This window comes from Frondihabitans sp. GW821-FHT04F02 (assembly GCF_059420045.1).
Map to the genome: position 1 here is coordinate 144,651 of NZ_JBWKSZ010000003.1, position 22,350 is coordinate 167,000.

General features: G+C 71.5%; 19 protein-coding genes. 11 read left to right on the forward strand and 8 right to left on the reverse strand.

The window, feature by feature from the left end; genetic code table 11:
• Nucleotides 1-161 precede the first annotated feature (161 nt).
• Together AC07TY_RS09325 and AC07TY_RS09330 are read right to left on the reverse strand one after the other, a co-directional pair.
• Nucleotides 162-3,413, reverse strand: coding sequence for an ATP-dependent helicase (locus AC07TY_RS09325; protein ID WP_494785139.1), 3,252 nt, complete (start codon nt 3,411-3,413; stop codon nt 162-164).
• Nucleotides 3,410-6,502 (reverse strand): PD-(D/E)XK nuclease family protein, encoded by a 3,093-nt coding sequence (locus AC07TY_RS09330; protein WP_494785140.1) that lies wholly within the window; start codon nt 6,500-6,502, stop codon nt 3,410-3,412. Before AC07TY_RS09330 ends, AC07TY_RS09325 begins: the two co-directional genes overlap by 4 nt.
• Before the next feature lie 132 nt (nt 6,503-6,634).
• On the opposite strand from AC07TY_RS09330, the gene AC07TY_RS09335 reads away from it, so the two are divergent.
• Nucleotides 6,635-6,859, forward strand: a complete 225-nt coding sequence (locus AC07TY_RS09335) for a DUF3107 domain-containing protein (protein ID WP_123506183.1) — start codon at nt 6,635-6,637, stop codon at nt 6,857-6,859.
• A gap of 7 nt (nt 6,860-6,866) precedes the next feature.
• On the forward strand, nt 6,867-7,166 hold the full coding sequence (locus AC07TY_RS09340) for a hypothetical protein (RefSeq protein ID WP_494785141.1): 300 nt from the start codon (nt 6,867-6,869) through the stop codon (nt 7,164-7,166).
• 69 nt (nt 7,167-7,235) lie between these two features.
• Here the strand turns inward: AC07TY_RS09340 and AC07TY_RS09345 are convergent, their stop codons facing one another.
• On the reverse strand, nt 7,236-7,961 hold the full coding sequence (locus tag AC07TY_RS09345) for a ferritin-like fold-containing protein (protein WP_488625761.1): 726 nt from the start codon (nt 7,959-7,961) through the stop codon (nt 7,236-7,238).
• Nucleotides 7,962-8,059: 98 nt separating this feature from the next.
• Here AC07TY_RS09345 and AC07TY_RS09350 point away from each other — a divergent pair, with 98 nt between their 5' ends.
• Nucleotides 8,060-9,562, forward strand: a complete 1,503-nt coding sequence (locus AC07TY_RS09350; protein ID WP_494785142.1) for a DEAD/DEAH box helicase — start codon at nt 8,060-8,062, stop codon at nt 9,560-9,562.
• Nucleotides 9,563-9,633: 71 nt separating this feature from the next.
• On the opposite strand, the gene AC07TY_RS09355 is transcribed toward AC07TY_RS09350, so the two are convergent.
• Complete coding sequence (locus AC07TY_RS09355) at nt 9,634-10,488, reverse strand: PHP domain-containing protein (RefSeq protein ID WP_494785143.1); 855 nt, start codon at nt 10,486-10,488, stop codon at nt 9,634-9,636.
• Between the two features lie 57 nt (nt 10,489-10,545).
• On the opposite strand from AC07TY_RS09355, the gene AC07TY_RS09360 reads away from it, so the two are divergent.
• The 6 genes from AC07TY_RS09360 (at nt 10,546) to AC07TY_RS09385 (ending at nt 17,414) form a co-directional block, all read left to right on the forward strand.
• Nucleotides 10,546-11,562, forward strand: coding sequence for an endonuclease/exonuclease/phosphatase family protein (locus tag AC07TY_RS09360; RefSeq protein ID WP_233579989.1), 1,017 nt, complete (start codon nt 10,546-10,548; stop codon nt 11,560-11,562).
• A 52-nt stretch (nt 11,563-11,614) separates the two neighbouring features.
• The gene (locus tag AC07TY_RS09365) at nt 11,615-13,105 is read left to right on the forward strand and encodes an aminopeptidase P family protein (protein WP_494785144.1); all 1,491 of its coding nucleotides are present in this window, start codon (nt 11,615-11,617) and stop codon (nt 13,103-13,105) included.
• Nucleotides 13,106-13,163: 58 nt separating this feature from the next.
• The gene (locus tag AC07TY_RS09370; RefSeq protein ID WP_123506187.1) at nt 13,164-14,483 is read left to right on the forward strand and encodes a magnesium transporter MgtE N-terminal domain-containing protein; all 1,320 of its coding nucleotides are present in this window, start codon (nt 13,164-13,166) and stop codon (nt 14,481-14,483) included.
• Nucleotides 14,470-14,997 (forward strand): DUF1003 domain-containing protein, encoded by a 528-nt coding sequence (locus tag AC07TY_RS09375; protein WP_488625757.1) that lies wholly within the window; start codon nt 14,470-14,472, stop codon nt 14,995-14,997. Before AC07TY_RS09370 ends, AC07TY_RS09375 begins: the two co-directional genes overlap by 14 nt.
• Complete coding sequence (locus AC07TY_RS09380; protein ID WP_494785145.1) at nt 14,990-16,135, forward strand: Mrp/NBP35 family ATP-binding protein; 1,146 nt, start codon at nt 14,990-14,992, stop codon at nt 16,133-16,135. Before AC07TY_RS09375 ends, AC07TY_RS09380 begins: the two co-directional genes overlap by 8 nt.
• Before the next feature lie 361 nt (nt 16,136-16,496).
• Complete coding sequence (locus tag AC07TY_RS09385; protein ID WP_123506190.1) at nt 16,497-17,414, forward strand: LysR family transcriptional regulator; 918 nt, start codon at nt 16,497-16,499, stop codon at nt 17,412-17,414.
• A gap of 102 nt (nt 17,415-17,516) precedes the next feature.
• Here the strand turns inward: AC07TY_RS09385 and AC07TY_RS09390 are convergent, their stop codons facing one another.
• Nucleotides 17,517-17,903, reverse strand: coding sequence for a twin-arginine translocase TatA/TatE family subunit (locus tag AC07TY_RS09390; RefSeq protein WP_123506191.1), 387 nt, complete (start codon nt 17,901-17,903; stop codon nt 17,517-17,519).
• Nucleotides 17,904-17,966: 63 nt separating this feature from the next.
• Here AC07TY_RS09390 and AC07TY_RS09395 point away from each other — a divergent pair, with 63 nt between their 5' ends.
• The gene (locus AC07TY_RS09395; protein WP_123506192.1) at nt 17,967-18,593 is read left to right on the forward strand and encodes an O-methyltransferase; all 627 of its coding nucleotides are present in this window, start codon (nt 17,967-17,969) and stop codon (nt 18,591-18,593) included.
• A 107-nt stretch (nt 18,594-18,700) separates the two neighbouring features.
• On the opposite strand, the gene AC07TY_RS09400 is transcribed toward AC07TY_RS09395, so the two are convergent.
• The 3 genes from AC07TY_RS09400 to dapE all read right to left on the reverse strand — a co-directional run bounded on the left by AC07TY_RS09400 (nt 18,701) and on the right by dapE (nt 21,284).
• Nucleotides 18,701-18,877 carry a DUF3117 domain-containing protein gene (locus tag AC07TY_RS09400; RefSeq protein ID WP_084816223.1) on the reverse strand — a complete coding sequence of 59 codons (177 nt, stop codon included), beginning with the start codon at nt 18,875-18,877 and terminating at the stop codon, nt 18,701-18,703.
• A 95-nt stretch (nt 18,878-18,972) separates the two neighbouring features.
• Nucleotides 18,973-20,226 carry a hypothetical protein gene (locus tag AC07TY_RS09405; protein ID WP_488625755.1) on the reverse strand — a complete coding sequence of 418 codons (1,254 nt, stop codon included), beginning with the start codon at nt 20,224-20,226 and terminating at the stop codon, nt 18,973-18,975.
• On the reverse strand, nt 20,211-21,284 hold the full coding sequence (gene dapE, locus AC07TY_RS09410) for a succinyl-diaminopimelate desuccinylase (protein WP_494785146.1): 1,074 nt from the start codon (nt 21,282-21,284) through the stop codon (nt 20,211-20,213). The genes AC07TY_RS09405 and dapE overlap by 16 nt, the downstream gene beginning before the upstream one ends.
• Nucleotides 21,285-21,374: 90 nt before the next feature.
• Between dapE and dapD the strand changes: the two genes are divergently transcribed.
• Nucleotides 21,375-22,343, forward strand: a complete 969-nt coding sequence (dapD, locus tag AC07TY_RS09415) for a 2,3,4,5-tetrahydropyridine-2,6-dicarboxylate N-succinyltransferase (protein WP_123506194.1) — start codon at nt 21,375-21,377, stop codon at nt 22,341-22,343.
• Nucleotides 22,344-22,350 lie beyond the last annotated feature (7 nt).

Sequence of the window (22,350 nt, forward strand, 5' to 3'; positions counted from 1 at the left end):
GATTCGGCGGGTCGCCCGCGCAAATCGGCGGGACTGAACCGAATCGGCGGTGCCGAACCGGCGGGGCCAACCCGAACCGGCGGGGCCAACCCGAACCGGCGGGGCCAACCCGAACCGGCGGGGCCAACCCGGACCGGCGGGGCCAGCCCGGACCGGCAGGGCTACCCAGCCAGGCCGCCCTCGACCCCGGCCCACAGCCGCTCCAGCTCCGCCCGGCTGCTGACGTTCTCGGGCCGGACCACCTCGTCGTCAGCCACGAAGTAGAAGACGGCATCGATGATCGCGGGGTCGATCGAGCGGTAGGACGCATACGCCTCGCGGTACAGCGCCAGCTGCAGCTGCTTCAGCCGCAGGTCGTCGGCGTCGCGCGGCGCCTTGCCGGTCTTCCAGTCGACGACCTGGTATCGCCCGTCGCGCACGAACACGGCGTCGATCTTGCAGATGACCGTGCGCGGCCCGAGGGGCAGGTGGATCTCGAGCTCGACGTCGACCGGATCGAGGTCGGCCCACTCGGACGCCTCGAAGGTCGCCTGCAGCTCGGCCAGGCGTCGCGCGTCGTCCGGGTCGACCGGCCCGCTCCGACCGCCGCCCAGAGGCGCCGCCTCGTCGGCGTCGTAGTCGAGCGCGAAGGCGGCCTCCTGGTCGAACGCGGCGGCGTCGAGCGTCTCGCCGGCTCCCGTGGGCTGGTAGCGGTTTTCGACCCAGGCGTGGAAAAGCGTGCCGAGCCGGGTGGCGCGGTAGGGGCGCTCGGGCAGCGGCCGCCGCAGCGACCTCGCCACGGCGGCGGCGTCGTCGACGTAGTCCTTGAAGCGCGATGCGGGGATGCGCTGCGGCAGCGCGACCTGGAGGGCGCGGTCGCGAGAGGAGTCGCGCTCGGCGAGCAGCAGGTCGATGTCGGCCGACCGCGCACCACCGGCAGCGCCCGTCGTGCGGACGAGGGCCGCCGCGTACTCGACCGCGTCGCGCCGGGTCGACAGCGGGTCGACGGGCCAGCTCAGGGTGAGGCTGCTCTCGCTCAGCGGGTTCTCGTCGGAGCGGGGCGCGTCGGGCAGGGCGTCGGGCAGCACGACGCCCGCCTCGACAAGGTCGACGAGGTAGCGGCTGGGTGCCCGCGGCTTCGACTGGGTCGCCCAGAACGAGCCGCTGAGCAGCAGAGCCTCCTTGGCGCGGGTGAAGGCGACATAGGCGAGGCGGCGCTCCTCGTCGTAGTGGCGCGCCCTCAGCTCGGCCTCGAACGCCTGCTTGCCCTGGTCGAACTGCTTCTGGTCGTCGACGCCGCGCCAGGCGAGCGCCGGGAGCTCGGCGGAGTCCCCGCGGAACTCGTAGGGCAGCTGCCCGAAGTTGAGCCAGCCCCTGCCGGCGCGCGAGGCTCCCGGCAGCTCGTCGGCGACGAGCCGCGGAACGCCGACGAGGTCCCACTCGAGCCCCTTGGACCCGTGGATGGTGAGCAGCTGGACGACGCCGTCCTCGCCCTCGTCCGAGCGCGGGCCCATGTCGTCGCGGCGCTCGGCGGCCGAGAGCCACGAGAGGAACCCCTGCAGGCTCGCCGACTCGTCGGTGGCCACGTAGCCCGCGACCTCGTCGTCGAACGCCTGCAGGTAGGCGCCTCCGCGAAGCGATCCGCCGGCCGCAGCCACCTCGACGTCGAGCAGCATCTCCTGTTGCACGAGGGTGACGAGGTCGACGAGGTCCAGCCCGATGCGATTGCGCAGGAACGCGAGGTGCCGCCCCAGCGTGCGGATCCGCTCGACCCCCGCCGGGGTGAACCCGGCGAGCTGACGGTGCGTCGCGGGCGCGGTCGCCACGAAGTCCACCGCATCGACGATCGAGCCCTGCTCGCCGGGTGCGACCGACGACCGCAGCGCCATGGCCACGTCGTCGTCGAGGAGCTTCTGGGCGTGATCGTGCCGGAACAGCCAGGAGGCCACATCACGGAGCGCCGCGATGTCGCGCAGGCCGACCCGCCAGCGAGCCCCCACGAGAAGGCGGATCATCTCCGAGCCGGCCGCCGGGTCGCCGAGGACCCGCAGGCAGCTGACCAGGTCGACGACCTCCGGGCGCTGCAGCAGGCCGCCGACCCCGAGGATCCGGTAGCGGACGCCGCGATCGCGCAGGGCGTCGGCGAACACGGACACGGTCTTCTTCGAGCGGAACAGCAGTGCCGCGGTCTTGAGGTGGCCCTCGGCGGTGCGGGTCTCCAGCTCGCGGGCGAACCAGTCGGCCACGGCGGCCGCCTCGTCGACGAGGGTCTCTTCGTACGCGATGTCGATGCGGCCGTCCGGTGCGCCCGGCCGCGCGGTGAGCGCGCCGACGCCGGCGCCCGCAGCCAGCTCGTGCACCACCGCGTTGGCCGAGTCGAGGATGACCTTCGCGTTCCGCCAGCTGGTCGACAGCGTGTAGTGCGCACCGGCACCGGCGCCGAAGTCGACCGGGAAGCGGCCCAGGTTGGCGGCGCTCGCACCGCGGAACCCGTAGATCGACTGGTGCGGGTCGCCGACGGCCATCACCCCGGTGCGGGCGAACAGCCGTGCCAGGAGACGCGTCTGGACGACGCTCGTGTCCTGGTACTCGTCGAGCAGGATGACGCGGAAGCGGGTGCGCAGCTCCTCGACGACGCGCGGCGCCGTCTCGCAGACGGCGAGAGCCAGCGCGACCTGGTCGCTGAACTCGACGAGCCCGCGGCGGGCCTTCTCGCGGGCGAACGCGTCGGCGAGGTCGAGCAAGGGCGCCAGCGAGCCGACGTCGGCCACCGCGTCGACGACGCTCTTGTAGGGCGACGCCTTGGTCGCGGGGAGGTCGATCAGCCTCTCGAACTGCCGCGCCATGCGCCGGACGTCGTCGGAGGACGCGACGTTCTCGGCGAGCGCGTGGCTGAGGTCGATGACGGCCTGAGTGATGGCGTCGACCGAGCGGTCGAGGAACGCGAGGCGCTCGTCGCCACTGGTGACCACGAGGGCACGCGCGATCTGCCAGGCGGACGCCTCGCTCAGCACCTGCGACTCGCTCTCCCGGCCGACGAGCAGGGCGTTGTCGCGGAAGATCGTGCTCGCGAACGAGTTGTACGTCGACACCGTCGGCGCGTCGAACGGGTCGGGGTCGGCACCGACCAGTCCGCGCTCGCTCAAGAGGGCGATCCTCTTCTCGATCCGCTTCTGGAGCTCGCCGGCGGCCTTGCGCGTGAACGTGAGACCGAGGATCTCGGAGACCGAGACGTGGCCGTTGGCCAGGAGCCAGACGACGCGGCCGGCCATGGTCTCGGTCTTGCCGCTCCCGGCACCGGCCACGACGAGCGCGGGCTCGAGCGGCGCCTCGATGACGGCCTGCTGCTCGGGCGTGGGTGCGGGCAGGCCCAGCACCTCGGCGATGTCGAGGGCCGAGAGCGCCGCACGGGGCGCCATCGGGGTCGCGCTCACTGGGTCACCTCTCCGACGACGTGGATTCGGCATGAGCCGCCCAGGCGGCCGAGGCAGTGGTCTTCGACGCGGGCGACGAAGGTGCGCCCCGCCATCCCGGCCGCGTCACCCTGCACGCGGATGCGGAACGCCTCCAGCTCCTCGGGACCGTAGGTGGCCTGGGCGGGCTCTCGATACGCCTTGCCCCTGACGCCGGACGACACGATGACGAGCTTCGCGCCGCCGGGCTCGTGCACCTCCGGGGCCGAGTCGACCTGCCCTTCGGCGAGAGCCAGCTGGTAGGCGGCCAGCTGAGCGTGCTCCTCGATCTCCATCGCAGTGAAGGTCTTGCGGCCGGTCTTCAGGTCGACGATGACGACCCTGCCATCGGCCTGCTGCTCGACGCGGTCGATCTTGCCGCGGAGCTCGGCCTGGCCGACGGACAGCGTGAACTCCGTCTCGGCGCCGAGCAGGGTCGCACCGGCCGCTCGGAAGTCGCGCAGGTAGCCCGAGAGACCCTCGGTGAGTACTCGCGCCTTCCGCTTCTCGGCCGCCGACATCCACGGCGACTCGAACTGGAGCTCGCCCCAGCGCGCCTCCACCTGGGCCCAGAGCGAATCGGGGTCGATGTCGGTCGCATGCTCCATGACGTCGTGGATCACGGTGCCGATGCCCATGGCCGACGTGGCCTGCGTGCCGCCGAAGCGATCGAGGAACCAGTGCAGGGGGCAGGTCTCGAACGACTCGATGGCCGACGGCGAGACGCGCACGCGGGCCTCGGGGTCGGCGGCGAGGTCGACGAGCGGGTCGACGGTCGTCGGCTCCAGGAGTCCGTACCAGTCGTCGGGCGACGCCCCGGTCACGCCGGCCTCGGCTAGTCGGGCCAAGCCGCCCGCCGCCTCGGCTCCGCGGACGCCGCCGGGCTCGGCGGTGGTGGCCACGTGCCGGAGGTGGCCGACGAGCCCGCGCAGCGACAGCGGCGGCCGTACCTCGGTGGGCTCGAGGTCGGTGGGCAGCAGGCGCAGGAACATCGACGGCGACTCGTCGTCGTTCGCCGTGCAGGCCAGCACGACCTGGGTGGTCGCCCGCGAGACGGCGAGGGTGAACATGCGCAGCTCGTCGGACAGGACCCCGGCGCGCCGGTCGACGGGACTGAGGTCGGAGACGAGGCCGTCCGCCGCATCGACCAGATCGTCGGGGCCGAGGAGGCCGCCGCGGACCCGGAGGTTGGGCCACACGCCGTCCTGCAGGCGAGCCACCACCACCACGTCGGCCTCCAGGCCGATGGCGCCGTTCGGCGTGCACACCAGCACGGACTCGGCCAGCGCCTGCGGAGACAGCGTGTCTTCGGGCACGTCGGCGTCGAGCATCGCGGCCAGGAACTCCTCCGGCTCGGCTTCCGGCGAGCGCTCGACGAAGCGCTTCGCCGACGTGAAGAGGGCGACGACCCCGTCGAGGTGGCGATCGGCCTCGGCCGCGAGGATGCCGTGACCGGCCGAGCGGGTGCTCCACTCGTCGGCCAGCCCGCTGCGCTCCCACAGGCCCCAGAGGATCTCCTCGATGGTCGCGCCTCCCTGGGCGTCGCCCCGGGCGGTGTCGAGGCTCGCGGCGAAGCGGCCGGCGCGCGCGGCGAACCGCGAGTCGATGGTGGCGAAGCGCCCCGGGCCGGCGAGCGCCTCGACGAGGAGGTCGTCGCTGGAGCGCGAGCCGCCGCCGGCGAGCTCCTCGGCACGGAGCGCGAGGCGCAGTCGGCGGAGCGAGAGAGAGTCGAAGCCGGCGAGCGGCCCCGAGAGGAGGTCGCCGGCGACGTCGGCCGTCAGCTCGACGCGACCGGTCGCCACGGACGCCGCGAGCAGGAGGTGACGGGCGCCGTACTCGTCGCGGACCGCGCGGCCGGCGACCGGCGTGCGCGTGGGTACCTCGGCCAGCTGCAGCGCCCGGGCCACCGTCGGCACGAGGGCGCCGTTGCGGACCACGACGAGCATCCGCGACCACGGCACGTCGCGGAACAGATGGTGCTCGCGCAGCAGGCGAGCCACGGCGGCGGTCTCGTGCGCCGGGCTGTCGGACTCGATCCGCACCATCGGCTGAACGCCGCCGACGTCGGCCACGGCGGATCCCGCGGCATGCTGGCGGCCGGCTCCGGCGGCGCCGATGCGCTCCGTCGCGGATCCGACGAGCGCCCGCACCGCAGGACCGTGGCGGTGCACGGCGCCGAGGTGCAGGGTCGTGACAGACGGCAGGCCGAGGCGCACGGCCAGACGGCCGAGGACGTCCGGCGATCCCCCGCGGAAGGCCGTCGTCGCCAGATCGGGGTCGCCGAACGCGACGACTGTCACCCCTCGGCGGGAGAGAGCCCGCAGCAGCGACAGCGTCGACTCGGTCGCCTCCTGCGCGTCGTCGACCACCACGGCGCGGAGCGGCTCGACGAGCGGCGACGACTCGCCGCGGTCCAGTGCGGCGACGGCGAAGTCGACGAGCTCGGCCGAGTCGAGTGCGGCGCCCTGCAGACCGTCGACCACGCGGAGGTACTCGTCGCGGAAGTCGGCGGCGGCCGCCCACTCGGGCCGCTCTGCCGAGACGGCGAGCTGCCGCAGCCGGTCGGACGTGATTCCGTGCTCGGTGGCACGCATCATCAGCTCGCGCAGCTCGGTGCGGAAGCCGCGCAGCTCGCGGACCGACGCGCCGAGGTGCTCGGGCCAGACCGGCCCCGCGCCCTCGTCGAGGTGGCCCTGCAGAAGGTCGCGGATCAGGGTGTCCTGCTCGCCGCCGGTCAGGAGCGTCGGCGCCTGGGCCGACGCGAGGCGGGCGGCGTGGCCGACGATGTCGAAGGCGAGCGAGGCCACGCTGCGGGCGAGCGGGCCGGGCGTCGGCACAGCCACCCCGGCGGCCAGCACGTCGCGCAGCGCCGTCGCCGAGGCACGGGTCGGCGCGAGGGCGACGACCGCCTGCGGCCCCCATCCCTCGCGGTGGACCCGATCGAGGACGAAGGCGACGAGGGCCGTGGTCTTGCCCGACCCGGGTGCCCCGATGACGGCGGCCGACTCGCCGTCGCCGAGAGCGACGACAGCGCGCTGGAAGGGGTCGAGGGCGGCAGGTGTCGGCGTCACGGGAACGACGCTAGTCGGAGCCACCGTCGCTCGGGGGAGCCGGCAGGGAGTTCCTGCGCCCGGTAGCCGACGAAAATCTGCCGACAGTGAACGCCCGCGCACGCGCTTCGCGAAGTCGGATATCGTCATGACGTGGACATTCGCATCGGTATCGCCAACAGCCCCCGTGAGATCGCAATCGAGTCGACGGATTCGCCTGCAGACGTCGAGAAGGTCATCGCAGACGCCCTCGACGGCTCGAAGACCTACTTCACCCTGAAGGACAACAAGGGCAAGGTCTACCTGATCCCGACCGCGGGCCTCGCCTACGTCGAGGTCGGAAGCGTCGAGCGCGGCCGCGTCGGCTTCGTCAACTAGGCACGACATGGAACTCCTGTTCGCGGCGCTCGGCGGCGCGATCCTCGGCCTGATCGTCCACTTCGCCCTCCCGGGCCAAGACAGCCGCGGGCTGTTCTGGACGGCCGGCTGGGCGACCTGCGCGGCGATCGTCGTGTGGGAGGCCTTGACCTGGCTCGAGTGGAAGTCCGACAGGGGATGGATCTGGGCCGTCACCCTGGTCGTCGCCGCCCTCACCGGCGCCGCCGTGGCCCGGATCAGCGCTCGTCGCCGTGCCGACCGGGACCGCGAGCTGTTCGACGGGCTGCTGCGCGGCCAGGCCGCGTAGAGCGGCCCGCTCCGCGGCCACGCCGAGCGCGGCGGTTCCCTACGCAGCCTCGCCGCGCGCGGCGGTTCGCTACGCCGTCAGCCCCAGCGCGTCCATGCGGCGCGTATGGGCGGCGATCAGCTCGGTGAAGACCGGCTCGAGGCGCTCGTCGTCGGCCGACTGGTGCGACGCCGAGATCGCCGCCCGCGCCACGAGGAGGGTGTCGCCGACGAGACGGCGCCCCCAGAGCGCCAGGCGCGACGCCAGCTTCGGGTCGGCGCCGATGGCGAGGGACAGCTCGGCCACGAGTTCTCTCTCGTCGGTCTCGGCACCGAGCTCGAGGGCAGCGACGACACGCTCCCGGTAGTCGCCGGAGAGCCCGGCTGCGAGACGGATGAAGACGTCGTTCAGGAGACCGGCCGCCACGTAGGTGGCGAGCATGGACTCGTGCCAGTCGCCTCCCCCGGTGCGCCGCTGGAAGTCGTCGATGAGCGCCGAGTGCGGCTGCATGACGTCGGCCGCGTCGCCGCCCTGGCGCTCGATCTCGGCCAGCAGGGCCTTGTGGCGCTCGAGGGTGGAGGTCGCGACGACCCCGGTCAGGGCCTTGGCGCGCGTGCTCGGCGTGATGCTCGACGCGCGGCCGAGCGACTCGAAGAGCGCGAGCTGCAGGTAGGCCACGAGACCGAGGTAGACGTCGAGATCCGGAGTGAAGTCGCCCAGCTCGACCCGGCTGACGGGGAGCGGGCGGGGGGTCTGCCGGGGGCGGGAACCAGCGGTCTTCGAACGACCGACTCGGAACCCCTTCCACGACACCACGGCACCACCTTAGAGGGTCGGCCGGGCGAGGACAGTCGGCCCCGGACGAGGACCGGCTAAACTACAGGCTTACCCCTCTATTTGAAACAGGGCCACACTTGACATTCAGCGACCTCTCGATCGACGAAGACATCGTCGACGCACTGGCGTCCAAGGGGATCATCGAGCCTTTCCCCATCCAGACCCAGACCATTCCCCTCGCCCTCTCCGGCCAGGACATCATCGGCCAGGCGAAGACCGGCACCGGCAAGACCTTCGGCTTCGGCCTCCCGATCATCCAGCGCATCGGCCTCCACCCGACGACCGGCGTGCAGGTGCTCGTCGTCGTCCCGACCCGCGAGCTCTGCGTCCAGGTCACGGAAGACCTGCAGACCGCCATCGCCAACCGCCCCGACGTGAAGATCGTCTCCATCTACGGCGGCAAGGCCTACGAGGGCCAGGTCGAGCAGATCAAAGACGGCGCCCAGATCGTCGTCGGCACGCCCGGCCGTCTCCTCGACCTCGCGGGCCAGCGCCTCCTCGACCTGAAGAAGGTCACGGAGGTCGTGCTCGACGAGGCCGACAAGATGCTCGACCTCGGCTTCCTCTCGGACATCGAGAAGATCTTCGCTCAGATCCCCCCGACCCGGCACACCATGCTGTTCTCGGCCACGATGCCCGGCCCGATCGTGGCCCTGGCTCGCCGGTTCATGTCGAAGCCGATCCACATCCGCGCGACCGACCCCGACGAGGGCCTGACGCAGGCGAACATCAAGCACGTCGTCTACCGCGCGCACAACCTCGACAAAGACGAGGTCATCGCCCGGATCCTGCAGGCCGAGGGCCGCGGCAAGACCGTCATCTTCACGCGGACCAAGCGCGCGGCGGCCAAGCTGGTCGAAGAGCTGAACGACCGCGGCTTCAACGCCGCCGCCGTGCACGGCGATCTCAACCAGGAGCAGCGCGAGCGCGCCATGGCCGCGTTCAAGGCCGGCAAGAAAGACATCCTGATCGCCACCGACGTCGCGGCTCGCGGCATCGACGTGAACGACGTCACCCACGTGATCAACCACACGGTGCCCGACGACCACGACACCTACCTGCACCGCGCCGGCCGCACCGGCCGCGCGGGCAAGACCGGAATCGCGGTCACCTTCGTCGACTGGGACGACCTGCACAAGTGGGCCCTCATCAACCGCGCGCTCGAGATGAACATGCCGGAGCCCGTCGAGACCTACTCGTCGAGCCCGCACCTGTTCAGCGACCTCGACATCCCGGCCGGCACGCGTGGCCGCCTCAAGCCGACCTCGCGCGAGGCCGCTCCCCGCACGCAGGCACCCGCCTCCTCCGGCCGCTCGTCGTCCGGCCGCTCGGGCCAGCGCTCATCGGGCGAGGGCCAGCGCTCATCGGGCGACGGCCAGCGCTCCGCCGGTGACGGTGGCGGCCGGGGTCGCACCCGCGGCGGCCAGGGGTCGGAGACGGGCTCGTCGTCCGAGGCTTCCGCGTCGACCACCGCCCCGTCGCAGTCGACCGCCGACGGCGAGTCGCGGCCGCCCCGCAACCGCAGCCGCAACCGTCGCCGCCGGCCCTCCGGCGAGGGCTCGTCACCGGCTCAGGCCTAGTCGCAGTCCTGCCGGCCCCGCATCTCCTCGCCACGAGGGGTGCGGGGCTTTCGCATGCGCCGCGGGCCCTGCTAGCCGACGACGGGCGCGGCGCCGGTCGCCTGCTCGACGATGCGCGCGAGCTGCGACGGCTCGGTGGAGTTCTCGCCGAGCCGGTTCGGCTTGCCGTCGCCGTGGTAGTCGCTCGAGCCCGTCATGATGAGATCGTGCTCGCGAGCAAGCCGGCGCAGGAACTCGCGGCCCGCATCCGTGTTCTCCCGGTGGCCGACCTCGACCCCGCCGAGCCCCGCCTCGATCAGCTCGAGGAGGTCGGTCATCGGCAGGTTCGCATCCCGACCACGGGTCGCCGGGTGGGCGAGGACCGGCACGCCGCCGGCCTCGCGGATCAGACGGACCCCGGTCAGCGGGCTCGGCGCCTCGTGCGGCTCGTAGTACCCGCTGCGCCAGTGGAGGATGCCGGCGAAGGCGGCGCTGCGGTCGCGCGCGTACCCCTTCGCGACGAGTGCGTCGGCGATGTGGGGGCGGCCGAGCGTAGCGCCCACGGTCGCCTGCGCGAGCACGTCGCCCCACTCGAGGTCGTAGTCGGCGCCGATGCGCGCGACCATGCGCTCGGCCCGGTGCAGGCGGTCCTCGCGAAGCCGCTCGGTCTCGCGGACGAGACCCGAGGCAGTCGGATCGAACAGGTAGGCGAGCATGTGGACGCTGTTGTAGCCGACGCGGGTGGACAGCTCCATGCCGCGGATCAGCGTGAGACCGGTTCCTTCGACCGCCTCGGCGGCCTCGGCCCAGCCGCTGGTCGAGTCGTGGTCGGTGAGTGCGACGGTGCCGAGCCCCGCGCGGACCGCCGAGTCAACGAGCTCGCGCGGGGTCTCGGTGCCGTCCGAGACACTGCTGTGAGTGTGCAGGTCGATCGGACCGGAAGACATTCCCCCATCGTAAGCGCCGCGAGTCCCGGGGGCCGCAGCCGTTAGGATCGGTCCACTGTGCTTCGCCGATTCGTGACCCTCGTCCTCCTGCTCGCTGTGGCGGCGGTGCTCGCTGTGGCCGCATTCCCCCAGGCCCTCGGCCTCCAGCAGCACTACTACGTCGCCCAGATCATCGCCTTCCGGGGCGTCATGGGCGTGGTGGCGCTCGTCCTGGCGGTGATCCTGCTCGTCGTCGGGCTCGCCGCGCGCCCGCTCCGCCGCCTCTTCACAGGCGTCACCGTGCTGCTCGTCGCGTTCGCGGCGGTGTCGGCGGGCGTCTTGATCGAGCGCGGCACGGGGTCGACGGAGTTCGCGAAGCGCCAGACCGGCGACCTGCGCGTCCTCGCCTGGAACACGCGCGGTGCGGCACCCGGCGCCGCCGCGATCGCCTCGCTCGCCATCTCGACCAAGGCCGACATCGTCAGCCTCCCCGAGACGCAGAAGAAGACCGCCGCAGCTGTGGCCGCCGCTATGAAGAAGGCGGGGCGCCCGATGAGAGTGCTGGTGCTCGCCTACGACCAGACGTCGTCGGCCGACTCGACGTCGCTCCTCATCTCGACGAAGCTCGGCTCGTACACGACCTCCACCGACAAGACGACGACCGATGTGCTTCCCACCGTGGTCGCCCGACCCGCCGACGGCACGGGCCCCGTCATCGTCGCCGCGCACCCGGTAGCCCCCGTCAAGGCGCACATGGCCGCCTGGAGCAAAGACCTCAAGTACCTCGCGAAGCTCTGCTCCGGCGAGAGCATGATCATGGCGGGCGACTTCAACTCGACGCTCGACCACGAGTCCGGCCTCGGCAAGGACGCGACGTCGGCCCTCGGCAGCTGCCGCGACGCCGCCAAGGCGACGGGCAACGCCGCGGTCGGCACGTGGCCGACGAACGTTCCGGAGCTCCTCGCCACGCCGATCGACCACGTCATGGCGACCCCCGACTGGAAGGTCACCGGCTTCAAGGTGATCGGCGGCCGCGACGATGCCGGCAGCGACCACCGGCCCGTGCTGGCGCAGCTGGTCTCGAAGAACCAGTAGCCGGCAGGATCAGCCACGGCTCGTTCAGTGCGGCGCCTGCATAATGGTGAGCATGGCTGATCAGAAGGCACCGCGCGCCACTTCGAACCGCTCCACCACTCCCGGCTCCGATGCCTTCAAGGAGTACATCTCGTCGCAGTGGGCCGAGCGTCCCGACACCGTCACCGAGCCCCGCGAGCAGTCGCCGTACGCCGCCCAGCGCCGGGCGGCGCTCTCGGTCCTGCACCCGGGAAAGCGCCTCGTGATCCCGGCCGGCCAGGCCAAGGTCCGGTCGAACGACACCGACTACCCTTACCGCGCGCACTCCGCCTTCTCGCACCTCACCGGCTGGGCCTCCGACACCGTGCCCGGCTCGGTGCTCGTGCTCGAGCCCGCCGACTCCGGCCACGAGGCCACCCTCTACCTGCGCGCCAGCGCCGGCCGCGACTCCGACGAGTTCTACGCCAACCCCGAGATCGGCGAGTTCTGGATCGGGCCTCGTCCGTCGCTCGCCGACGTCGCCGTCGACCTCGGCGTCGCCACGCGCGACCTCGCCGACTTCGACGAGGTCGTCACGACCTCGGACGCCGAGACGATGCTCGTCCGCGACGCCGACCCCGACCTGACCCGCCGCCTCGACGCGCTTCTGCCCACAGAGCCCGCCGACGAGAGCGTCGACACCGTCGCCGACCGCGCAGCGAGTCTCGACGTCCTGACCCGCGACCTCGGCGAGCTCCGCCTCGTGAAAGACGCGTACGAGGTCGCGCAGATGCGGGCCGCCGTCGCCGCGACGAAAGACGGCTTCCGCGACATCATCGCCGACTTCGACGAGGTGCTCGCCCACCCCCGCGGCGAGCGGATCGTGGAGGGCACCTTCAACCGGCGCGCCCGTGCCGACGGCAACACGGTGGGCTACGACACCATCGCCGCGTCGGGCGACCACGCCTGCATCCTGCACTGGACGCGCAACGACGGTCACGTGAGCCCCGGCGACCTGATCCTGATCGATGCCGGCATCGAGCTCGACAGCCTGTACACGGCCGACATCACCCGCACCCTCCCGGTCTCGGGCCGCTTCTCCGAGATCCAGCGTCTCGTCTACGACGCCGTGCTCGAGGCGGCGGACGCCGCCTTCGCCATCGTGAGGCCCGGAATCAGGTTCCGCGAGATCCACGCCACCGCGATGGCCGTCATCGCCGAGAAGACGGCCGAGTGGGGCTTCCTGCCCGTCAGCGCCGCCGAATCGATCAAGCCCGAGAACCAGTTCCACCGCCGTTACATGGTCCACGGCACCAGCCACCACCTCGGCATCGACGTTCACGACTGCGCCGCCGCCCGCCGCGACCTCTACCTCGACGGCGTCCTGGAGGAGGGCATGGTCTTCACCATCGAGCCGGGCCTCTACTTCCAGCCCGACGACCTGAGCGTGCCCGCCGAGTTCCGAGGCATCGGCGTCCGCATCGAGGACGACATCCTCGTCACCGCCGACGGCGCCGAGAACCTCTCGGTGTCGATCCCCCGCACGGCGTCCGACGTCGAGGCGTGGATCGCCGGGCGCCATTAAGTCGGCTCAACCTGACGATCTGCGCGGGTCGCCCTCCCGCACAGGCTAAATTGGTTCCGTGAGCGCCACGAGAGTCTTCGTCGCCCGGCTCGCCGGGTGCTCCGTTTTCGACCCCGCGGGCGACAGGGTCGGCAAGGTGCGCGACGTCCTCGTGGTGTACCGGGCCGACGAGTCCCCGAGAGTCGTGGGGTTCGTGGTCGAGGTCCCGGGCAAACGCCGCGTCTTCGTCTCGATCGGGCGCGTCACCAGCATCGGCTCCGGCCAGATCATCACGACCGGCACGATCACCCTGCGCCGCTTCGAGCAGCGCGGCGGGGAGGTGCGAGTCATCGCCGAGCTCCTCGGCCGACGAGTCCGACTGCGCCACGACAACGCCCGCGCCACCATCGAGGACGTCGCGATCGACGAGACCGCCGACGGCGGCTGGGAGATCGGCCAGGTCTTCGTCCGCAAGCCCAAGACCAGCCCGTCGCCGTTCGGCAAGGGTCCGACGATGTTCGCGGCCTGGAGCGATGTCACCGAAGAGACCGCCGACGGCGAGGCGCAGAGCGCCGAGCACGTGATCGCGGCCTACTCCGATCTCCTGCCGGCCGACCTCGCGAACACGCTGCTCGACCTCTCTGAGGAGCGCCGCTTCGAGGTGGCCGAGGAGCTCTCGGACGACCGGCTCGCCGACGTGCTCGAGGAGATGCCCGAAGACGAGCAGGTGTCGATCCTCAACCGGCTCGACGACAGCCGCGCGGCCGACGTGCTCGACCAGATGCAGCCCGACGACGCCGCCGACCTGATCGCCCAGCTCTCCGACGAGCGCGGCGAGGCGCTCCTCGGCCTCATGGAGCCCGACGAGGCCGAAGACGTCCGCATGCTGCTCAGCTACGACTCCGACACCGCCGGCGGTCTGATGACCACCGAGCCGGTGATCGTGTCGGGCGACGCCACCGTGGCCGAGGGGCTCGCGATGATCCGACGGCATGAGATCGCTCCCGCGCTCGGCGCGGCCGTGTGCGTCGTCCTGCCGCCCTACGAGCCGCCCACCGGCCGGTTCCTGGGCATGGTGCACTTCCAGCGGATGCTCCGGTATCCGCCGAACGAGCGTCTGGGCACGCTTCTCGACGCCCAGACCGAACCGGTCCACGTGGGGGCCTCCGCGCTCGAGGTGACGCGCGTCATGGCGCGGTACAACCTTGTCAGCGTCCCCGTCGTCGACGACAACCACCGACTGGTCGGGGTGGTGACAATCGACGACGTCCTCGACCACGTGCTGCCCGACGACTGGCGCAGCCAGGATCCCGAGCAACCGCTGGGCCGAACGCGGCCCCGCCTCAGAAGAGCACCCGTGACCCCAACCGGAAGGAGGACGCCCAATGGCACGCGATAGCCGCAGCGACGTCCGTCTCGACTCCCCCAAGGGCCTCCGCGTCCGCGTGCTTCCAGGCCGTGGCCGCCAGAGTCGCGACAGCTTCGGTCGAGCCACCGAGGCGATCGCCCGCGGCATGGGGACGCCGTACTTCCTGATCGCGCTGACGCTCTTCTGCCTCGTCTGGATCGCCTTCAACACGCTGGCTCCGCTCTCCGTGCGCTTCGACTCCGCCGCCAACGGCTACACGGCGCTCACCCTCGTGCTCTCGCTGCAGGCCTCCTACGCCGCTCCCCTCATCCTGCTGGCGCAGAACCGCCAGGACGACCGCGACCGGGTCCAGGTCGAGCAGGACCGCCAGCGGGCGGAACGCAACCTCGCCGACACCGAGTACCTCGCGCGCGAGGTCGTCGCGCTCCGCCTCGCGATGAAGGACATGGCCTCCAAGGACTTCATCCGCGACGAGCTCCGCTCCCTCCTCGAAGAGCTCGACCGCCGCGACGAGCCCGGAGGCGAGAGCCCGGCCCGTGCCTGACGCGGTCGCCACGCGGATCCGCACGGCGCTCGCCCGCGTCATCGACCCTGAGATCCGCAAGCCCATCACCGAGCTCGACATGGTCGGGGAGGTCGAGGTCACGGCCGACGGCACCGCCACCGTGGGCGTCAAGCTCACCATCGTGGGCTGCCCCGCCGCCGACACCATCGAGCGCGACGTCCGCGACGCGACGGCATCGGTCGAGGGCGTCAGCGAGGTCGACGTCCGGGTCACCGTCATGACCCGCGACGAGCGGGCCGCGCTGACCGCGAAGCTGAAGGGCGGTCGCGCCGGCCGCGTCATGCCGTTCGGCCCCGACTCGCTGACCCGCGTCTACGCCGTGACCAGCGGCAAGGGCGGCGTCGGCAAGTCGACCGTCACCGCGAACCTCGCCGTCGCCCTCGCCGCACGCGGCCTCGCGGTCGGCATCGTCGACGCCGACGTGTACGGCTTCTCGATCCCCGGCCTGCTCGGCCTCGTCGATGCCTCTGGCGCCAGCGTGAAGCCGACGCAGGTCGACGACATGATCCTGCCCCCGGTCGCGCACGGGGTGAAGGTGATCTCGATCGGGATGTTCGTCGACGACACGTCGACGGCGGTGGCGTGGCGCGGGCCGATGCTGCACCGGACCATCCAGCAGTTCCTGACCGACGTCTACTTCGGCGACCTCGACGTGCTCCTGCTCGATCTGCCCCCGGGAACCGGCGACGTCGCCATCTCGGTCGGGCAGCTGCTCCCCAACGCCGAGGTGCTGGTCGTGACGACCCCGCAGCCGGCCGCCGCCGACGTGGCCGAGCGCTCGGGCCTCGTCGCTCGCCAGACCGGCCAGAAGATCCTGGGCGTCGTCGAGAACATGGCAGGGCTCGTCCAGCCCGATGGCAGCGTTCTCGAGCTGTTCGGCACCGGAGGCGGCGCCGAGACGGCCCGTCGCCTCTCGGCGGGACAGGACGCCCCCGTCGAGCTGCTCGCGAGCGTGCCGCTCAGCGTGGGGCTCCGCACCGGCGGCGACGAGGGCGTGCCCGTCGTCCTCGGAGAGCCTGCCGACCCCGCGGCGCAGGCCATCGACCGGCTGGCGGCGCGTCTGTCCGTGCGCGAGCGGGGCCTGGCCGGTCGCAAGCTCGGGTTGAGCGTCGGCTAGCCGGAGTTCCTGCGCCCCATCGGTCTGCCGACTTGACCGCGCGCCCCGGCAGACGCCGGGAGACAGCGAAGGCGACCTCCCGCAGATGCGAGGGTCGCCTGATGCTGGTGCGCCGACCCGAACGGGCCAGGCGCGCGCCGACCTCTCAGTCGAAGAGGCGCGTGGGCTGACGGTGGTAGCCGTCGCGGGCGGTGCTGACGACGGTGCCGGCGACGGCAGCGACGGCAGCGGCGATGAAGATGCCGAGACCGATGAACATGAGTGCTCCTGGGGGTTGATTCAAACTGTGTAATACGAGTATGAATTCATCGACAATAAAGAACAATCGATCTTTTCTCGCCCGATAATGTAGTTTTACTTCATGGATGTCAAGCGCCTCGAACTGCTTCGCGAGCTCGCCGAGCGGGGCAGCATCGCCGCCGTCGCGAAGGCCACGCACCGCACGCCGTCGGCCGTCTCGCAGCAGCTCAAGGTGCTCGAGCGCGAGGCCGGTACGCGCCTCACCGAGCGCGTGGGGCGCGGCATCGTGCTGACCGGCTCCGGGCGCGTGCTCGCTCAGACGGCGACCGACGTCGCAGTCGCCCTCGAACGCGCACAGGCGGTGTGGGACGACTTCGTGGTGGCGCCGCAGGGCGAAGTGACCCTGGCCACGTTCCCGACGGCCGGCCAGATGCTGCTCCCGGGCCTGCTGCGCACGGTCTCCGAGACCCCCGGCCTGGTCGTGCGGGCGACCGACCACGACCCCGCGACGGCCGCGTTCCCCGACCTCACCGGAGATCACGACGTCGTCATCGCCCACTCCCCCGATGGCGACCGGAGCTGGAAGAGCCGCGACCTCATGGTCGTCCCGCTGCTCCGGGAGCCTCTCGACGTCGCCCTGCCCGCCGACCACCGCCTCGCCGGCCGACCGGCTCTCACGCCCGCCGACCTCGTCGGCGAGACCTGGGTCGGCGTGCCCGACGGCTACCCCTACGACTGGATCTACCGAGAGATCGAGCGCGTCACCGGCTCCGCACCCCGGGTGTCGCAGCGGTTCAGCGACACCCGGATCACCGAGTCGCTCGTCGGGGCCGGCCTCGGCATCGCCGTGCTCCCCCGCTTCACGTCGTCCGGCGTGCGCGACGACATGGTCCTCACGCCGCTCGAGGGGATCCGCGCCGTCCGCTATCTGTCGGTGCTCATGCGGCCCGACCGGGCGGAGCGGCCGTCGGTCCGGCGCGTCGTCGACGCCCTCCGGGCCGAGGCCACGCGGGTGGCGGCGCTGCACGGCACCATCTGACCGCGCCACTTCCCCAGATCAGGCCATCTCGCCGCCGAGAACACCCAGGTCCGGGCATCTCGCCGAGCGGCCAGACGGCCGAGCCACAGCGCAGGAACTGCCCTACGTCGCCTCGTTGTCGTACGGCGGCGTCTCGCCCGCGGCGAGCGGCACCATGGCCGACCGGACGTGCGCCGAGGCCGGAAGCCCGGCGCTCACCGCGGCAGCCGCCGAGGCCGGCGTGCTGATGGCCGTCGTGGGCTCTTCGAGCAGAGCGTCGCGGATGATCCGCCGCGGGTCGTACTGGCGCGGATCGAGCTTCTGCCAGTCGACGTCGTCGAACTCGTCGCCCATCTCCTCGCGCATGCGGGCTCGGGCGGTGTCGGCCATGCCGCGGACGGTCTTGACCAGCTGCGCCAGCTTCGACGCGTAGATCGGAAGGCGCGCCGGACCGAGGAGCAGGACCGCTATCAGCGCGATCACTATCAGTTTGTCGAATCCGGCAGGCACGTGATGAGAGTAACCGCTTTCGCTTCAAAACGCGCCCTAGACTTGGGCGACAAGGAGTGACGAGTGCCACACAAAGAGTCCAGCTGGAAGTTCGCCGAAGAACTGGTCACCGAGGTCGACGCGATCGGCCTCGCGCGGCAGCACTCCCTGGAGGCCGGCGTCGACGCGGTCTCCCCCGGAGTCGGCGCTCAGCTCGCCCTCACGACCGCCCTCGTGTCGGCCAAGAGCATCATCGAGATCGGCACCGGTCTCGGCGTCTCGGGCCTCTGGCTGATGCAGGGCGCGCCCGGCGCGACCCTCACCTCGATCGACATCGAGGTCGACCACCAGCAGACCGCCCGCGAGAGCTACGTGCTCGCCGGCATCCCGGCCAACCGGGTGCGCATGATCACCGGCCGCGCCTCCGAGGTGCTCCCGCGAATGAACGAGAGCGCCTACGACGTGGTGCTGATCGATGCCGACCCCGACGGCGTCATCGAGTACGTCGAGCACGGGCTCCGCCTGGCCCGGACCGGCGGCGTCGTGCTCGTCGCGCACGCCCTGTGGAACGGCCGCGTCGCGAACCCGGCGGCGCGCGAGGCCACCACGACGGGCTTCCGGACCCTCCTCACGGAGGTGTCGACGTCACCCGCCGTGTTCAGCGCCCTGGCGACCGCGGGCGACGGCCTGCTGCAGCTCGTCAAGCGCTGAGCCGGGCGATGGTCGGGCAGTTCCGGCGCCCGATTCTCACGTCGCCTCAACGAGCGACGCCCCGCCGCCCACCCGCGAGGGTGAGAGACGGGGCGTCGGTGGGATGCCTAGGAGGCGGCCTTCACGACGCCGGCGAGGGCGTCGTGCAGTTCTTTGGCCTCGTCGTCGTTGACCGAGACCACAAGTCGCCCACCACCCTCGAGCGGAACCCGCACGATGATGAGCCGACCCTCCTTGACAGCCTCCATTGGTCCGTCGCCGGTTCTCGGCTTCATGGCTGCCATCAGATAGTCCCCTTTCGCGGAATGCTTCGTACCATTATCGATGATTTAGCTGACTATCCCTAAACGAAGGGGGTGATCTCGGCGGAACCGCCCGCTCACGGCGGGGTCCAGTCGTAGCCGTTCACCCACCAGCAGATGTACAGCCACGCGAACTGGCCGACGATGCCGCCGGCCACGATCAGCACCCGGTAGACGCGCGAGCGCGGGATCGCCAGGGCTCCGAGCAGCGGGAAGATCGGCATCAGCACGCGGAAGGTCGACGACTGCGGAAAGAAGACGGCGAGCAGGTAGACCACGTAGGCGACGATCCAGAAGCGCAGGTCGAGCGGCAGCCGGCGCACCCACGGCGACAGCATCAGCAGCACGAACAACGCCACGGCCACCACGAGGAAGACGATGCCCGCGCCGCCCGGCACCCACCAGTTCGCACCCTGCACCCACGGCGTGAACGGCAGCAGGTGCCCGTACCCGACGTAGTCGGCCCGCCACGAGAGCTCGGTAGCCGTGTACGCGTCGAGGCGTCCTGTGGCGAGCGCTGCGACGACCGGCCAGGCGAAGCCCAGCAGGCCCGTCGCCACGGCGACGATGCCCACCTTCAGGCGCTCCGCGGGCGGGAACGGCTCGCGCTCGCGCACCAGCCACCGGTGCCCCCAGTGCAGCGCCAGCGCCAGCGCGAAGGCGACGACGCCCGGCCGGGTGAACGACGCGACGGCCAGCACGGCCAGCATCAGCCAGTACTGCCTCTCGAGAAGCAGCCAGAGGGCCACCGCGATCAGCAGCAGGAAGAGCGACTCGGCATAGGCGACCTGGAGCAGCGGCGACAGCGGAGCGACGCAGAACAGCAGCACGGCGAAGTACGAGGTCGACGCCGGCAGAAACCGGCGCAGGATCCGGAAGAACACCACGCACGTGACCGCCGCCGCCGCGACCGAGACGACGACTGCCGTCGGCGCGAACGCGGCGCCCGTGAGCACCATCAGCCCCTTGATCAGCATCGGGAACACAGGTAGGAAGGCCCAGGCGTTCTGCGCGACCTGGCCGGCGTCGGTCAGCGGCAGAGTCGTCGGATACCCCACCTGCGAGACGATGTAGTACCACTGGCCGTCCCAGATCTTGGCGTAGTCGGCGTAGACGGGGTGCGCCAGGGTCCACGCGTTGTTGGCCTGAACCCGTGCGAACCCCAGCAGCAGCGCCGTGCTGACCAGCCGCGAGGCCGCGAAGATCGCTAGCACGCGGACCCACCACGGCAGCGCGCGCAGGAACTCGCCCGCCTTCTCGCGCATCGGCCGCTCGGGCGCCTCGACCTCGTCGGCCACCCCCGGCCGTCCGGTGATCAGGCCGTCAGCCACGCCCGCAGCCCGCGCTCGCACTCGACGATCTGCTCCACTGCGACGCGCTCGTCGTCGGCGTGCGCCTTCATCGGGTCGCCGGGGCCGTAGTTGACGGCCGGGATGCCGAGGCCGGCGAAGCGCGCGACGTCGGTCCAGCCGTACTTCGGCTTGGCCTCGCCGCCGACGGCGGCCAGGAACTCCTGCGCGAGGGGCGCGTCGAGACCGGGCCGGGCACCCTGGGCGAGGTCGACGATCGTGACGTCGTACTCGCCGAAGACCTCGTGGATGTGCGCGACGGCCTCGTCGGCCGTGCGGCTCGGGGCGAAGCGGTAGTTGATGTGGACCATGCACTCGTCGGGGATCACGTTGCCGGCGATGCCGCCGGAGATGCCCACGGCGTTCAGGCCCTCGCGGTAGACGAGGCCGTCGACCTCGACCTGGCGGGGCTCGTACGCGGCCAGTCGGTCGAGGATGGGGGCGGCCTTGTGGATAGCGTTGTCGCCGATCCAGGAGCGGGCGCTGTGCGATCGGAGGCCGAAGGTGCGGATCTCGGCCCGGAGGTTGCCGTTGCAGCCGCCTTCGACGCTGGAGTTCGAGGGCTCCATCAGGATGGCGAAGTCGCCGAGCAGCATGTCGGGGAACTCGCGCGTGAGGCGCCCGAGGCCGTTGAGGGCGTCGGAGACCTCTTCGTGGTCGTACCAGACCCAGGTCACGTCGACGGCGGGCTCGGACAGCTCGACGGCCAGCGTGAGCGCGACGGCGCAGCCGGCCTTCATGTCGACCGTGCCGCGGCCCCAGAGGTAGTCGACGCCGTCGATCGTCTCGTAGCGGGTCGGGACGTTGTCGTTGATGGGAACCGTGTCGATGTGCCCGGCGATCACGACGCGCTTGTCGCGACCGAGGTTCGTCTTGGCCACGATCGCGTCGCCGTCCCGGAACAGCTCGAGGTGCGCGACACCCGACAGGACGTCCCAGATGTCGTCGGCGACGCGCCTCTCGTCGCCCGACTCGGAGGGGATGTCGCACAGCTGGCGCGTGAGGTCGGTCGACGAGACGGAGAGGTCGAGAGCTGCCATGGGCACAGCCTATCCGGGGCTCCCCGCATCGAACCTGCGGGGCCCGACAACGAACCTGAAGAGCCTGCCTCCACCGGTACAGTCGTTGCCATGAGTCCTGACGACACTGCCGCCACCCGCGCCTGGGGCTACGGCCTCGCCACCGTCGCCGACAACGGCACCGTGCTCGACACCTGGTTCGCCGAGCCCACCCTGGGCGCTTTCCCCGCCGAGCGCGACCCCGAGCTCGCCCCCGCCTGGGTCGAGGAGCTCGCCGGCCGCGACGAGCGCCGGGCCGTCCGTCTCGAACCGCTCACCGTCCGCATCGACCTCGATGCCGCTCCCACCTCGACCCCGGATGCGTACCTCCGCCTGCACCTGCTGAGCCACCTGCTCGTCAAGCCGAACACCATTAACCTCGACGGCATCTTCGGGCACCTGCCGATCGTCGCCTGGACCAACGCGGGGCCGGTGCACCCCGACGACTTCAGCCGCCTGCGGATGACGCTCCAGCGCGCCGGCATCGTCACCAGCGGCATCGACAAGTTCCCGCGCCTGCTCGACTACGTGACGCCCGAGCGCGTGCGCATCGCCGACGCCTCGCGCGTCCGCCTCGGCGCGCACCTCGCGCCCGGCACCACGGTGATGCACGAGGGCTTCGTCAACTTCAACGCCGGCACGCTCGGCGAGTCCATGGTCGAGGGGCGCGTCTCGCAGGGCGTCGTCGTCGGCCACGGCTCCGACATCGGCGGCGGCGCGTCGATCATGGGCACGCTCTCGGGCGGCGGCACCCAGCGCGTCTCGATCGGCGACCGCGCGCTGCTCGGCGCGAACTCGGGCATCGGCATCTCGATCGGCGACGACACCGTCGTCGAGGCCGGCCTCTACGTGACCGCCGGCACCAAGGTCGTCGTCGTGGGCTCGGCGTCGGACAGCAACGGCAAGGCGCAGACCGTCAAAGCCGTCGAGCTGTCGGGCAGGCCGGGGCTGCTGTTCCGCCGCAACTCGCTGACGGGTGCCGTCGAGGTACTGACCCGCAAGGGCACAGGCGTCGCGCTTAACGAGGCGCTGCACGCCTGACGGCGCC